Below are 14,394 nucleotides of genomic sequence, written 5' to 3'. Positions count from 1 at the left end.
CGGCTGGGTGGGGCGCACGTCGGGGGCGATGGTGCAGGCCTTGTAGGCGCGCAGCAGCTCGTAGAGGTGGAGGAAGCTCTCCACGCGGCCGACCTCCGTGACGGAGACGCCGTGCGCGGCGAAGCGCGCGCTGTTGGCGCCGCCGTAGGGGTCGTCCCGCAGCCAGTCCACGAAGCGCTGGCCCTGGAGGTCCTTCACGTCCAGGGAACGGCGGGAGGAATGGGCCTGGGCGAGCGTGGAGTCGGGGCCCGCGATGACCACGAAGGACATGCGCAGCAGGGATTCGGTGTCCACGCCCTCGTGCGGGGGCAGGGGGGTGAAGTCGAGCACCAGGTCCTGCTGCCGCGTCTGCACCTGCCGCATGAGCTCATGAGAGCCGCCGAAGCCGACCACCAGCTTGAGGTCGGTGGCGGCGGCGTCCTGCGCGATGCCGCCCAGCAGCGACATGGAGAGCGTGGGGTTGAGGCCCAGGCGCAGGGTGGGCTCCACGCGGGCCAGGTCCATCAGCCGCTTCACGTCCAGCTGGTGCAGCGGCGTCTGGGTGCCCGCGTAGAGGCGCTCCCCGCGCGCGGACAGTTGCAGGCGCCGGCCCGGCCCCCGCTCCAGCAGGGCGGCGCCGTCCGCGAGCACTTCCTCCAGGGCGCGGATGTGCTCGCTCACGACGGAGCGCGCGACGCCCAGGTGCTCCGCGGCGGCGTCGATGCTGCCGGCCTCCACGGCGGCGGTGAAGGACTCGAGCCAGACCAGGTGTCGCTGGAGCTTGCGCGGGGGCATGGGGCCGGAGGCCGGACGCGTTAGAGGAAGAAGTCGGGCAGCAGCTCCGCGCCCGGGACGGACTGGTACTTGTCCAGGTTGGTGACGCCGGCGGCGCGCAGCACTTCGTCGTCGATGCAGAAGTTGCCGGTGAAGGAGCGGCTGGGCTTCGTGAGGATGGTGTAGGCGGCGTCAGCCATGATCTCCGGCGTGCGGCTGCCCTTGATGGTGTCGTCGCCGCCCAGCAGGTTCTGCACGGCGGCGGTGGCGATGACGGTGCGGGGCCACAGCGTGTTGACGGCGATGCCGTCGTCCTTGAGCTCCTCCGCCATGCCCAGCGCGCACAGGCTCATGCCGTACTTCGCGATGGTGTAGGCCACGTGGGGGCCGAACCAGCGCGGCTCCATGTTGAGCGGCGGCGAGTTGTTGAGGATGTGCGGGTTGGAGGACTTCTTGAGGTACGGGATGCACGCCTGCGAGCACGCGAAGGTGCCGCGCGTGTTGATGCCGTGCATGAGGTCGAAGCGCTTGAGCGGCGTCTCCAGCGTGCCGGTGAGGCTGATGGCGCTGGCGTTGTTCACCAGGATGTCGATGCCGCCGAAGGTCTCCACGGCCTTGGCGACGGCGGCGTGGATCTGCGCCTCGTCGCGGATGTCCACCACGCAGGGGAGGGCCTTGCCGCCGGCCTCTTCAATCTCCTTCGCCGCCGTGTAGATGGTCCCGGGCAGCTTGGGGTGCGGGTCCGTCGTCTTGGCCGCGATGACGATGTTGGCGCCGTCGCGGGCCGCGCGCAGCGCGATGGCCTTGCCGATGCCGCGGCTGGCGCCGGTGATGAAGAGGGTCTTGCCTTGGAGGTTGGACATGGGGCGCATCCTCGCTCAATCGCGCGGCGCCGCAATGCCCGGAGCGGCCGGACCTGTGTGGATCCGGCCGCTCGTCGACAAAGCTTCAGCGGAACTTCAGGGCGTCGCGGGCGTGTAGACCAGAACGGCGCTGACGCTCATGGAGGTGCCAGGGTCCCAACCCCCGACGAAGAGCACCTTGCCGTTGGGCAGCACGGTGGTGGCCATCAGGTATCGGCTGGACGCCATGCTGGTGGAGAACGCCGAGGTGCCGGTCGCAAGGTCGAAGACCTCCGTCGTCAGGCCCACCGTGGAGCTTCCCCCCGCGAGCAGCAGCTTCCCGGACGTCAGCTGGACCAGGGAGGAGCTGGGGCGCTCGTAGGTGAAGGAGCCCAGCGTGGTCTGGACGTTGAGCACCGGGTCGTACGTCGCGACCAGCGTCCCGTCCACCAGGACCACCTTGCCGGAAGGCTGGAGGAAGGCGTCGGTGAACGTCCGCGTCGTCATGCCGGAGGCGCCGCTCCAGGTGTTGTTGGACGGGTCATAGAGCTCCGACGGCAGGCCGGCGCCCAGGATGAGCACCTTGCCCGAGGGCAGGAGCACCGCGCGGTGGTTCGACCGGGCGTAGACCAGGCTCGCCACTGGCACCCAGCTGTTCGTGGCGGGGTCGTAAAGCTCCACGACGCGGTTGGCGACGCTGTCACCCGTACTGACGCCGCCGACGACCAGGACCTTGCCGGAAGGCAGCAGCGTCGCGGTGTGGGCTCCGCGCGCGAACGCCATCTGCGGGCCGGCCGTCCAGGTGTTGGTCGCGGGGTCGTAGAAGTCCACGGCGCGCAGCGGGGTGGTGGCCGGGTACGTCGCGAAGCCACCCGTCACCATGACCTTGCCGGAGGGGAGCAGCGTCACCGCGGGGTTGTAGTGCGAGGTGCCCATCGTCCCGGCGGAGGACCAGGTGGCCGTGGCGGGGTCGTAGAGCTCCGCGGTGCCCAGGATGGGATTGGAGGACACCGACCCTCCGAAGACGAGGATCTTCCCGGAGGGCAGGGGGATGAGGCTCGCGCCGAAGCGGCGCTGCGTCAGGCTGGCCGTCAGGTCCCACCGCGCGACCGTCGTGGGCGGCGTGCACGCGGGCGCGTTCTGCACCGCCACGGTGAAGGCCGCGGGCGCGGAGAAGCCCTGGGCGTTGGTGACGGTGGCGTTGATGGTCGCGTTCCCGCCCGTGGGCGAGCAGGTGGGGGCCTTCCAGGAGACCTCGCTGGAGGTGAACCCGGACACGGGCGTCGCCAGCGTGCCGGTGCTCGCGGCCCAGTTGAAGGTGAGGGCGCCGCCGTTGCCGTCCTCGGCGAGGACGCGGAACGTCACGGTGTTGTCGCCCACCACGGACGCCGCGCTCTGGTGCGCCAGCACGATGCGCGGGGGGATGTTGGCGGTCGCGCCGTCGCCCACGCAGATGCGCAGGGTGCCCTGCGTCTGTCCGCCCTTGGGGTCCTTCACCGTGACGGTGAGCGCGCAGTTGCCGCACGCGTCGCCCGCGGGCAGGGCGGTCGGGGTGAAGGAAGCGATGTGGGAGGTGGCATCGGTCCAGGTGCCCGCGCAGGACGCGGCCCACTGGTAGGTCAGCGCGTCGCCGTCCGGATCCGTCACGTCGGCGGTCAGGGTGGTGCTCTGGCCCACGGGCACGGGGGACCGGGACGCGGTGACGCGGAGCACGGCGGGGGAGATGTTGAACGTCACGGACACCTCCGCGGTGCCGGCCGTCGTGCCGCCGTCCTTGGAGATGACGGTGATGTTGATGCGGATGGTCGCCGTGGCGCCGCGCGAGTCGGTGACCGTGAGCGTCAGCGCGTAGACGCCTGGAGTCGCGGGCGCGGTCCACGTCGTCGACGTGAGCGTGGGTGAGCCGAAGGTGCCATCCGCCGCCGTCCAGGCATACGTGAGGGTGTCGGACGCATCCGGGTCATGCGCCGTGGCCTGGAGGGACAGCGTTCCTCCCGGGAGGACGGTGCTGGACGAAGCCACCAGCGAATCGATGCACGGCGCCGAGTTGTCGAACGGGCCCGGGACGTTCAGAGCCTGGAGGGTGATGGCCACGACGGAGGTGGCGCCCGCGGTGATGGTGACGTCCGAGGCCACGCCTCGGTAGCGCAGGGCGCCGTCCGCGGCGAAGGCCTCCGCGGTGAAGGTGCGCTGGGTGCCGGCGGGCACCTGATACATGGTGCCGCTCCAGCCGTCCGTGCCCTTCGTGAGCACGGTGGTGGCCGTGGGCACACCCGAAGCAGTCAGCGTGACGGTCACGCGGGTGATCTCATCACCGGCGAGCGCCTGGGGTACCGCGCTGACAAACCGGACGTCCCCGGCCACCGGCTCCGGTTCGCTCCCCGTGTCGCAAGCCGTGACAGAAAAGACAGCGCTGATCAATGCGCAAAACAAAACCCGAGACAGTGTGCTCTGTCGATGCATTGCACCTTCCTGGCGAGTGAGAGGAAGGCGCGATCTATCAGGTCGGCAAAATAGACACAGACATGTTGTGGGATTTTGCGGTGTCTGTCTAAACCCGATCGGGGGTCTGTGAATACCCTGCGGAGGGGAGCCACATCGGCTCCCCTCGTGTGGGCCGAGGGGCTGCTACTGCGTGATGCAGGTGATGGTTTCGAGCATCGTCACGTTGGCGTTGCCGGTGGTGTTCCAGCTGCCCACGCCGTTCGTGCCGACGATGTACGTATACGCGGAGCCACGGATGGCGGTGGTGAAGCTGCGCGCATCGACGTGGTTGAGGTCCTGGCAGAAGCGGCGGGCCGTGTCCCCGGCCGTGCTGTAGTTGCCGGTGGGGTAAGTGGGCTGGATGGTGCCGACCTGGTAGCCGTTGACCTTCGGGGTTGCGTACGTGATGTCCGTCGAGGTGAAGCAGGTGATGGTCTCGAGCATCGTCACGTTGGCGTTGCCGGTGGTGTTCCAGGGGCCGACGCCGTTCGTGCCGACGACGTACGTGTACGCGGAGCCGCGGATGGCGGTGGTGAAGCTGCGAGCGCCGGTGAAGCCCAGGTCCTGGCAGAAGCGGCGGGCGGTGTCCGCCGGGGTGCTGTAGTTGCTGGTGGGGTAGTTCGGCTGGATGGTGCCGACCTGGTAGCCGTTGACCGTCGGCGTGGTGTACGTGACGTCCGAGGTGGAGGTGAAGCAGGTGACGGTTTCAATCATCGTCACGTTGGCGTTGCCCGTGGTGTTCCAGGCACCCACGCCGTTCGTGCCGGCGATGTACGTGTACGCGGACCCACGGATGGCGGTGGTGAAGCTTTGCGCGCCGCTGTGACCCTGGTCCTGACAGAAGCGGCGGGCCGTGTCGCCAGCGCTGCTGAAATTCCCGGTGGGCTGGTTGGGGAGGTAGGTCCCAATCTGATAGCCATTGACCTTGGGCGTCACATAGGTCTGGTAGGTGTCCGCGCTGGCGGACGACGCGAAGCCCACGACGAAAAGCAGGGACACGAAGAAGGAGGGAAGACCGCTGCTGCGACGAAACATGTTTTTCCTCGGTTTGTAGCTGATGCGGGGGGAACACGACCGTAGCGGCTCTCGGGTTTGAAAGCACTCATCGAGCCGACGCGTATCAGGATGTGGCCGGTCCACCAGCTGCCCTTCACCCTCCCTGAATTCATCGTGGGCGGGTGCGCCGGCGCGCTGATTGGCCGGGCGTGGTTCCGCTTGCGTACAGCCACGTGATCTTGGGCTCGCGGGAATCTGGAACGACTTCTAGTCTGCGGCCCCCATGCGACTGCTCCCACTCATTGCCCTGGTGGTGTTGACCGTCCGCTGTGCCCACGCACCGGAGGCCGCACCCCCTGCCTCCGCGCCGCCCGCCGTGTCGTGGCCGGAGGCCCTGCCTCCCGCGCTGCGGCTGCCGGACACCGTGCGGCCCGTGCACTACGCGCTGGACCTGAAGCTCGTGCCCACGGAGGACACGTACCCGGGCAGCGTCACCATCGACGTGGAGGTCCGCGAGCCGGTGCGCCAGGTGTGGCTGCACGCCCAGGACCTGGACGTGACGCGGGCTCGCGTCTCCGTGGGGGGCCGCACGTTCGACGCGAAGCCCGTCATGGCGAACGAGGGACGTCTGGGATTGCTGCTGCCAGAGGAACTGCCCGTCGGAAAGGCGCAGCTCCTGCTCGACTTCACCGGCAAGGTGGACCGCGAGCGCAGCCAGGGCCTCTACGGTGTGGCGGAGGGCGGCGAGTCCTACCTCTACACGTTCTTCGAGCCCATCGACGCGCGCCGCGCCTTCCCGTGCTTCGACGAGCCGACCTTCAAGGTGCCGTGGCGGCTGCGCTTCACCGTGAAGGCCGGACACGTGGCGCTGGCCAACCATCCCGTCGTGTCTCGCGAGCCGCTGGCGGACGGGCTGGAGCGCGTCACGTTCGCGGAAAGCAAGCCGATGCCCAGCTACCTCGTGGCCTTCATGGTGGGGCCGTTCGACGTGGTGGACGCCGGAACCGTGGGCCGCACGAACGTGCCACTGCGCTTCATCGTCCCCAAGGGCCGGGGCGCGGAGACGCGCTACGCCGCGAGCATCACGCCCCGCATCGTGAAGGGATTGGAGGACTTCTTCGACCAGCCGTATCCGTACGAGAAGCTGGATGTGGCGGTCGTGCCCCGGTACTGGGGCACCATGGAGCACCCGGGCATCGTCGCGCTCGGGCAGCCGCTCACGCTCATCCGGCCCGGCGAGGAGACGCTGGCCCGCCGCAAGTCCTACGCGGTCATCGCCAACCATGAGCTGGGCCACTACTGGTTCGGCGATGTCGTCACCTGCGCGTGGTGGAACGACATCTGGCTGAACGAGTCGTTCACCGCGTGGCTGGACCGGCAGACCGTGGACCGGCTGGAGCCGTCCTGGGACTTCCAGCAGGAGCGCGCCATGTCCGCGATGCGTTCCGCGCTGGACTCGGATGCGCTGGAGGTGGCGCTGCCCGTGCGCAAGCCGGTGGCCAGCAATGACGACATCGTGGGCTCGTTCGACAACGGGACGACGTATGACAAGGGCTCGTCCGTCATCGCCATGTACGAGGCCTGGCTGGGGCCGGAGCGCTTCCGTGACGTGCTCCGGGGCTATGTCCGCAAGCACGCCTGGAAGGTCGCGACGATGGAGGACTTCCTCGCGGACCTGTCCCAGGCCGCGGGCCCGGAGGTGGCGCAGTCCTTTGGCGGGTTCATCGTGCGGCCGGGGGCGCCGCGAATCACCGCGCAGCTGTCGTGCCCGGCGGGCGGCACTCCGTCGGTGAAGCTGTCGCAGGAGCGCTACCTGCCCGTGGGCTCCAAGGCGGACGCGCGGCAGGACTGGCAGGTGCCCGTGTGTCTGCGCGTGGGGACGGGCACGCAGTCGACGCGGGTATGCTCGATGGTGCAGGGCTCCACGGCGGAGGTGGCGCTGTCCACGAAGCAGTGCCCGTCGTGGGTGCTGCTCAACGCGGGCGGCACTGGCTACTACCGCGGTGGCTACACGCGCGAGCAATTGACGAAGCTGCTCGCGACCCCGGCCGCCGCCTTCACTCCGGCGGAGCAGGTGGCGCTCTGGGCGGACGTGGACGCGGCGGTGACTCGGGGAGACCTGCCGCTGGGCGAGGCCTTGAAGGCGGTGCCTGCCTCCGCCAGATCAACGAACCGGCTCGTGGTGCAGAGTGGCGCCTCGCTGCTCAAGTGGGTGCGCGTGGATCAGCTCACGCCGGAGGAGCGCACGCGCTTCCGCGCGTGGGTGGCATCGCTCTACTCCACACGCGCACGCGCCATGGGCTGGGGGCCGAAGCCGGGCGAGGATGACGCGGTGAAGGAATCGCGCTCGCTGTTCCTCCGGCTGGCCGGCGGGATGGGCGACGACCCACAGCTGGTGAAGGAGGCGCTGCCGCTGGTGCGTGCGTGGCTGGCGGACCGCAAGTCGGTGGACCCGGAGGCGTTCGGTAGCGCGCTGCCCCGGGCGGCGACGCACGGCGATGCGGCGCTGTTCGACGCGCTGCTGGAGGCGGCGAAGAAGGAGCAGGATCGCACCGAGCGTTCCCGGCTGCTGACGTCCCTGGCGTACTTCCGGAACCCGGAGCTGCTGTGGCGGGCTCTGGGGCTCGTGGTCTCGCCGGACTTCGACGTGCGGGACACCCAGGTCATCCTCAGGATGGCGTTGATGTCGCCGGAGTCCCAGTCGCAGGCGTGGAACTTCTACCAGACGCACTTCGACGCACTGACCCAGCGGCTGCGCTCGGATGAACTGGGCAGGCTGATTGGTGAGACGGGGAGCCTCTGCGACGATATCCACCTGGCGCAGGTGGACACGTTCCTCACGCCCCGCGTGGACAAGATTGAAGGCGGTCCGCGCGCGCTGGCCCGGGCGCTGGAGTCCATCCGCTTGTGCATCGAGTCCCAGAAGGTCCAGGCCCCGAGCGTCAAGGCGTTCCTCCGCACCCGGTGAGCCCGCGGGGCGGAAATATCAAGGGCCATAGGGACACAGGTTCAGCGTCGCCGCGATGGGCGGGCGGCAGAGCAGCACGAGCTCGGACTCGTCCAGGAACGAGGACGTCCGCGCCTTGAGGAAACAGGACGCGGGATCATCCGAGGGCAAGGCGTACTGGCAGAGCTGAAGCGCTTGCGGCTCCTCCAGGAACGCTGCCTCCTGGACCCGGTGGAAACATCGCGCCGGACTGTCGGACCGAGCACCCTGGCAGAGCTGGGCCGCGATGCTTTCGCTCACCGCGCCACCCGCGCGTGCCGCTTCGAAGCAGGAGTATTGCGGTGCGCCCTCGGGCGGACCTTCGAGTTGCCCCAACGCCGGAACCCCGAGCAGCGCGGCAGCCAGCCCCCAGGCTCCTCTCCAATGGCCTCGCATCATCGTGCACCCCCAGAAGAAGGTGGGGGAGTCATGGCCCGCATGGGAGGGACGGGCGGGAAGACAGCCGCCGTGCGCCGGCCGCTTCAGCCGTGCACGGTGCGACTGTCAGCGGGCACGGCCGCCCGGTCCTCCAGGCCGTAATCCCTCACGACGTGCGCCACGCGCAGGCGGTAGTCGTTGAACACGCCCTCCCGGCCTTCGCGCTGCGCCTCACGGTGGGCTTCCTGGCGCCGCCATTCCGCCACCGCCGCCTCGTCACGCCAGTAGGACAGGGACAGCAGCTTCCCTGGCTCGCCGAGGCTCTGGAACCGCTCGATGGAGATGAACCCGTCGATGCCTGCCAGCAGGGGCCGGAGCTCCGCAGCGAGGTCCAGGTACCGCTGCCGATGTTCTTCGTGTGACCAGACCTCGAAAATGACAGCAATCATCACAGGCCTCCCAGGACTCGGGTGTTGGTGGAAGCACGCCAGGTGACGGAGCCCGACAGCGGCGCCAGGTCCAGGCCGCTCGAGAGCACGCGCTCCGCCGCCGCCGTGGCCATCGCTGTCGCAAGCAGCGGTCCCGGACAGGCATGCGCGCCCAGGCCGAACGTGAAGGTCTGTCGACCTACGCGCCGTGGCAGGAACGCGTCCGGCTGGGGATTCTCCAGCGGATCGCGATTCGCGGCGGCGAGCACGACGACCACCGTCGAACCGGCTTCCAGCTCCTGGCCCGCGACGAGCGCACGCGCATGGGTGAACCGCCGCGTGTTCTGGACCGGGGACTCGTAGCGGACCGCTTCCTGGACCACGTCGTCGAGCGTGCACTCGCCCCGTGAGAGTTGTTCCCGCAGCGAGGGCCCGCGAGCGACGGCCCGCAGCGTCGCACCCAGCAGCCCGGCCGTCGCTTCGTACGCCTGGGTGAGCAGGCCCACGGCATTGGGAATGCGCAGGTCCTCCGCGCCGTGGCCTTCCATGAGGCGGGCCGTGAACGGGGTCCTGGGTGTTGCCTGGAAACAGGCCGCCACGCGCTCGTTCAGTTTCGCCGCGCCCTCGCTGTTCACCTTGGGGCCAGCGACCGAGCGGACATAGGCCTCCACGTCCCGCACGCTCGCCTCCAGCGTGTCTTCCGGAAAACCCAGCAGCGACCCCAGCACGAACACGGGAAGCTGAAGAGCGGCGTCCGGCAGCCGGGACAGGGAGGGCTTCGCGAACAGCCGTTCCGCCCAGCGTCGGCTCTCTGCTTCCACCTCTCGCAGCGCCTCCGGCAGCGCGCGCGACAGGGTCTGCTTCACGGCGGGGAAGGGGCCTCCGTCGTTCATCCGTACCAGCCGTCCAAAGAGTGCTCCGGCGGCGGTTCCCACCAGATGCGGAGGCACCGGCTCCGCCCGTGGCCGGACCTTGCAGTGCTCGTTCGTGAGCACTGCGCGGACGGTGGCCGCATCCGCCGCGATCCATGGCTCGAAGCCGGGGACGCGGTGCAGTCCACCGCGGGCGCGAAGCTCCGCGTAGTACGGGTAGGGGTCGGGGTGGGTGACGGCCTGATACGGGTCGGTGGGCGGTGTCATCGGTCCTCGCTCCCGGGCACTCTCCTCCCGTCGCCGTGTCCGTGTGCTAAGAAATGGTTCGCCATGGACCGAACGATGAATGCAGGCCCGGACCTCACGACCCTGGCTGGCGCCGTGGGGGATGCCACGCGGATCCGGATGCTGGAGCTGCTCATGGAGGGGCGTGCTCTCGTCGCCAAGGAGCTCGCGTTCGGTACGGGCGTCAGCCCCGCGACTGCGACCGCGCACCTCCAGCGGTTGGAGCAGGCCCGGCTGGTCCGCTCCACCCGGCAGGGACGCAACAAGGTGTTCCGCCTCGCCACGCCCACCGTGGCGCGGATGGTGGAGGCGCTGATGACCGTGGCGGTCCGGAGCCCCCGTGCGTCAGCGACCCCGGAACCCCTGCGGGCCGCGCGCTACTGCTACGACCACCTGGCGGGCCGGCTGGGCATGGGCATCACCGACGCGCTCCTTCGGGCCGGGCACCTGTCCCTCCGTCGTCGCGCTTTCGCGCTCACACCGAGCGGCGAGGCGTGGTTCCAGGACTTCGGCATCGACCTGGAGCCTGTGCGCGAACAGCGGCGCCACTTCGCCCACCGGTGCCTGGATTGGAGCGAGCGGCGCGATCACCTCGCGGGGGCGCTGGGGGCCGCGCTCGCCTCGCATGTGTTTTCGCTGGGGTGGGTGGAACGTCAGCCCGACTCTCGTGGCCTCATCGTCACGCCCGGAGGCCAGCGCGGGCTCAAGCGTCACTTCGGCGTGCTGTAGGCCACGGCGTTCGCGTCCGCGCGCTCCCTCGTGCGCTGGATGGCGACGGTTACCGCTTCACCCACGACTCGGGGGAGGCCATTGGCTTCCAACGCCTCCAGCCCCGCCATGGTGATGCCTCCTGGGGTCGCAATCTCCGCGATGAGGCGTGGGGTGGTGGCAGCTGGTTCGGCCAGCAGCTTCGCCGCGCCGATGAGCGTGCCCCGCGCGAGTTCCGCCGCTTCCGCCGCGTCCATCCCGTGCGCCATCGCGGCCTGGGCCAGGGCCTCCACGAACCGGAAGACGTACGCGGGGCCCGTGCAGGACACGCCCGTGCACACCGTGAGCGCCTCCTCGGACATCCATAACGGCTGACCCGTCGCCGCGAAGACGGATTCAGTAGCCCTCTTCGCGGCTTCCGTCACCCGTGTCCCAGCCGTCAGCGGCGTCACGCCCGAGCCCACGCGCACCGGCGTGTGAGGCATGGCGCGGAAGACGGAGACATGGGAGGGCAGCGCCGCTTCCAACTGTTCGAGCCGCACGTCGGCGGACAGCGACACCACGGTCTGCCCCGGCGCCAGGGCCGGTGAGATGACCGCCATCAGGTCCCGCAGCTGCGCCTGTCTCACCGCCAGCAGGACCACTCCAGCGCCCCGCACCGCCTGCGCGTTGTCCACGAGGACCTGCACGCCGTGCCGGGAGCGCAGCTCCTCGCCGCGTTCGGGCCGGCGCACGGTGACGCGAAGGTCCGACGGGCGCGCCTGCCCGGAGCGCAGCAGCCCCTGGATGAGGGCTTCGGCGATCTTGCCGCCTCCCAGGAGGACGACAGGCGCGGGGATGGGATGGGACGTCATGGCCGGAGTCTACCCCTGTGCCTTTGGACAAGAATCTCAGTCTCGATGGGTGAGAAGCGCGGACCCTCCCGGCCCCGCCGGCGGCGCACCGCACGAACCGGTCCGACAGTCGGACCAGTTGGGCCGCTCCGGGCGGGAGGGGGACACCCTGGGTTTCCAGGCGCCCTAGAACTTCACGCCCACGGTGGTTCGCAGCTGCGTGTCCAGCGGTGGCACCGTCGCGGGCGGCGCGCTGTCGTAGGTGAGGTTGAAGCCGATGCCCACCGTGACGCGGGGATTCGGTGTCACCGCGAGCAGCGTTTCGTTGAGCACGCGCAGGTCGGAGGGGCGGGTGACTCGCGGCTGGAAGTAGACCGTCTCCACGAGGTTGATGTTCTCCATCAGCTTCACCCGGGCCAGCAGGTAGCTGGACACGCGCGGATCCGTGTAGCGGTCCCCCGCGTCCGCTTCGCCGTCCTTGCGCAGCCGCTCGTGCTCCACCATCAGCGCCACGCCGAAGGTGAGCCCCATGCTGTCCTCGTTGAACAGGATGAAGCGGGGACCCGCGCCCAGCAGGGCCCGGAACTGGAGCCGGCGGAACTCGTTGTATTCGTGCTGTGCGAAGACCTCGCCCGCCACCTGGTCCGTGAACCTGCGCCGGTAGCGCACGTGCTCCAACACCTGGCTGACGATGCGCTCGCCGCTCGCGAACGAGTACTCGCCCCGGATGACGCCCAGCCAGACATCGCGCTCGGAGCGCAGCTGGCCCACCAGCGAGCCTCGGATGGCAAACAGCTCCGTGCTGCCCGTGCGCCAGTCACCGCCCAGCTCGATGGCCGCGGCTGGTCCCAGCTCCGCCTTCTCGTCGAAGAGCGCCTGCACGTTGACGATCTGTGCCGCCGCGCCACTCGCGTGGAGCAACACCCCCAGCACCACCCACCCACCTGTCTTCAGGAAACCCATGTGTCACCGCTGTGCCCGCTCGAGCGCTCCTGTTCAACCCCGTTGTTCGGCACCCCCGTGCGTCGGTCCATCGCTTGACGCCAGCGGAAGAGCGGAGCATGCCTGCGCCGTTTCCCTGGCCCTTCCCCTGTCCGGAGCCCGCCCATGCAGGTCCACATCATCGATGCCTTCACCCGCACCGCCGGTGCAGGAAACCGCGCGGGCGTGGTGCTCGACGCCACGGCGCTGGATGTCCCCACGATGCAGCGGACCGCCGCGGCCGTCAGTGCGTCGGAGACCGCCTTCCTCTTGTCCCGGCCCGGCGACGCCACCGTGCGCCTTCGCTACTTCACGCCCGTGGATGAGATTGCGTTCTGCGGCCACGCCACGGTGGCCACCTTCCATCTGCTCGCGGAGAAGGGGCTGCTGCGAAGCCCGGGGACCTACAAGCTGGAGTGCCCCGCCGGCACGCTCGACATCGAACTGGAGTCACAGGGCGCGCGGGGGACCCGGGTGTGGATCGCCACGCCCCAGCCGCCCGCGCAGCCCAACCCCGTGGAGATGGACGCGCTGATGGCCACGCTCGGTGGGAAGACGTCGCAGGTGGACCCGTCGCTGCCGGTGATCCGCCAGGGCCACCGGCTGGTGGTGCCGCTCCTGCGGCTCGCGGACCTGGAGGCCCTGACGCCGCGGGGCGCGGCGATGAACGCGCTGCTGATGTCGCACGGCGTGCGAGGCGTCTACCTCTTCACCCGTGAAGTGAAGGAGGAGGGGAGCGTGGCCCAGGCGCGCTACTTCGTCCCGGGTTTCGGCATCCTGGAGGACCCGGTGACAGGCTCCGCCGCGGGCCCACTGGCGGCCTACCTCGCCGAGCACGGGAGCCTGCGCCTGCCGGAGCATGGCGGCACGGCGTCCGGCCGCATCGAACAGGGCGACACGCTTGGCAAGCCGGGCCGCATCGACATCCAGGTCACCGGCCGGCCGGGCCATGTCGAGCGCGCCCGCGTCGGCGGGGTGGCCCTCACGGTGATGGACGCCACGCTGCTCGCGTAGCGAGGCTCCCACCAATGACAGACGCCTGGGCTCCTGTAGCCCTGGACCCTTGATGGCTCGCGGAGGCACCGCCAGTTTTGGGTTGGGATAATCCCATCCCCGCTCGAGTCACCGGGGCGGTCCGGCGGCCGGGCGCCAGCCGGGCTCCACCGGGGGAGGTCGTCATGGCAAACGCTAACAGGAACCCGGGGGAGCAGAGGGGGCCCTCCTCCTCGCCCGCCGTGAAGAACGCCAAGGCCGACGCGCAGGGCGGCACCTCGCAGGAGCAGGAGCCCAGGACGGGCGCTGGCATCACCCGCCGCGAGTCGCGCGCACCGGCCATTGGCCGGGAAGCCGTGCCCTTGAGCCCATTCGGACTGCTGCGCCGGATGCTGGAAGACATGGACCAGCTCTTCACCGGCATCGGAGGCCGGGGCCTCGCCGCCCGGAGTGGCGTGCTGGACGAGGGCCTCTGGTCACCGCAGGTGGACGTGCTGGAGCGGAACGGAAACCTCGTCGTGAAGGCCGACCTGCCAGGCGTGAAGCAGGAGGACATCCACGTCGAACTGCTGAAGGACCTGCTCGTGATCGAAGGTGAGCGCAGCTTCGAGGTGGAGGAGGAAGAGGAGCTCGAAGGGTTCTGGAGCATGGAGCGCAGCACCGGTTCGTTCCGCCGCGCCATCCCGCTTCCGGAAGGCATCGACACGGAGACGGTGCAGGCGAACTTCGAGAATGGCGTGCTGGAGATCTCCTTGAAGCTTCCGGAGTCGGAGGCCCAGGGCAAGCGCATCGAGGTGAAGGGGGGCTCGCGCGAGCAGGCCCGGTTGACGCGCGGAAAGCCCGTCCACTGAGGGG

General features: G+C 69.6%; 13 protein-coding genes. 4 read left to right on the top strand and 9 right to left on the bottom strand.

What is annotated here, in order from left to right; translation table 11 throughout:
* The 4 genes from D7X32_RS27810 to D7X32_RS27795 form a co-directional block, all read right to left on the bottom strand.
* Positions 1-774: LysR family transcriptional regulator (locus D7X32_RS27810; RefSeq protein WP_147450294.1), on the bottom strand; the 774-nt coding region annotated here is incomplete at its 3' end.
* A 20-nt stretch (positions 775-794) separates the two neighbouring features.
* Positions 795-1,616, bottom strand: a complete 822-nt coding sequence (locus D7X32_RS27805; protein ID WP_120576627.1) for an SDR family oxidoreductase — start codon at positions 1,614-1,616, stop codon at positions 795-797.
* A gap of 96 nt (positions 1,617-1,712) precedes the next feature.
* A complete protein-coding gene (locus D7X32_RS27800) occupies positions 1,713-3,893 on the bottom strand; it encodes a Kelch repeat-containing protein (RefSeq protein ID WP_158625775.1) in 2,181 nt (726 codons plus the stop codon).
* A gap of 330 nt (positions 3,894-4,223) precedes the next feature.
* Positions 4,224-5,114 carry a hypothetical protein gene (locus D7X32_RS27795; protein WP_120605598.1) on the bottom strand — a complete coding sequence of 297 codons (891 nt, stop codon included), beginning with the start codon at positions 5,112-5,114 and terminating at the stop codon, positions 4,224-4,226.
* 244 nt (positions 5,115-5,358) lie between these two features.
* On the opposite strand from D7X32_RS27795, the gene D7X32_RS27790 reads away from it, so the two are divergent.
* Positions 5,359-8,043 carry a M1 family metallopeptidase gene (locus tag D7X32_RS27790; protein ID WP_120605597.1) on the top strand — a complete coding sequence of 895 codons (2,685 nt, stop codon included), beginning with the start codon at positions 5,359-5,361 and terminating at the stop codon, positions 8,041-8,043.
* A gap of 18 nt (positions 8,044-8,061) precedes the next feature.
* Here D7X32_RS27790 and D7X32_RS27785 read toward each other — a convergent pair whose 3' ends face one another.
* From D7X32_RS27785 to D7X32_RS27775, 3 genes are all read right to left on the bottom strand, one after another.
* On the bottom strand, positions 8,062-8,322 hold the full coding sequence (locus D7X32_RS27785; RefSeq protein WP_244239214.1) for a hypothetical protein: 261 nt from the start codon (positions 8,320-8,322) through the stop codon (positions 8,062-8,064).
* Positions 8,323-8,543: 221 nt separating this feature from the next.
* A complete protein-coding gene (locus D7X32_RS27780) occupies positions 8,544-8,888 on the bottom strand; it encodes an antibiotic biosynthesis monooxygenase family protein (protein WP_120605595.1) in 345 nt (114 codons plus the stop codon).
* Complete coding sequence (locus D7X32_RS27775; RefSeq protein ID WP_120605594.1) at positions 8,888-10,006, bottom strand: cytochrome P450; 1,119 nt, start codon at positions 10,004-10,006, stop codon at positions 8,888-8,890. Before D7X32_RS27775 ends, D7X32_RS27780 begins: the two co-directional genes overlap by 1 nt.
* Positions 10,007-10,069: 63 nt before the next feature.
* On the opposite strand from D7X32_RS27775, the gene D7X32_RS27770 reads away from it, so the two are divergent.
* Positions 10,070-10,753, top strand: coding sequence for an ArsR/SmtB family transcription factor (locus tag D7X32_RS27770; protein ID WP_120605593.1), 684 nt, complete (start codon positions 10,070-10,072; stop codon positions 10,751-10,753).
* Here the strand turns inward: D7X32_RS27770 and proC are convergent.
* Positions 10,735-11,586, bottom strand: a complete 852-nt coding sequence (proC, locus tag D7X32_RS27765) for a pyrroline-5-carboxylate reductase (RefSeq protein WP_120605592.1) — start codon at positions 11,584-11,586, stop codon at positions 10,735-10,737. The genes D7X32_RS27770 and proC overlap by 19 nt on opposite strands.
* 165 nt (positions 11,587-11,751) lie before the next feature.
* On the bottom strand, positions 11,752-12,528 hold the full coding sequence (locus D7X32_RS27760; protein ID WP_120605591.1) for a DUF481 domain-containing protein: 777 nt from the start codon (positions 12,526-12,528) through the stop codon (positions 11,752-11,754).
* Between the two features lie 144 nt (positions 12,529-12,672).
* Between D7X32_RS27760 and D7X32_RS27755 the strand changes: the two genes are divergently transcribed.
* Positions 12,673-13,560 carry a PhzF family phenazine biosynthesis protein gene (locus D7X32_RS27755; RefSeq protein ID WP_120605590.1) on the top strand — a complete coding sequence of 296 codons (888 nt, stop codon included), beginning with the start codon at positions 12,673-12,675 and terminating at the stop codon, positions 13,558-13,560.
* Between the two features lie 164 nt (positions 13,561-13,724).
* Positions 13,725-14,390 (top strand): Hsp20/alpha crystallin family protein, encoded by a 666-nt coding sequence (locus D7X32_RS27750; RefSeq protein WP_120605589.1) that lies wholly within the window; start codon positions 13,725-13,727, stop codon positions 14,388-14,390.
* The last annotated feature ends 4 nt before the right edge of the window (positions 14,391-14,394 follow it).

It is taken from the genome of Corallococcus carmarthensis (assembly GCF_003611695.1).
GTDB classification, from domain to species: domain Bacteria; phylum Myxococcota; class Myxococcia; order Myxococcales; family Myxococcaceae; genus Corallococcus; species Corallococcus carmarthensis.
This window is presented reverse-complemented; position numbering and strand designations above follow the sequence as displayed.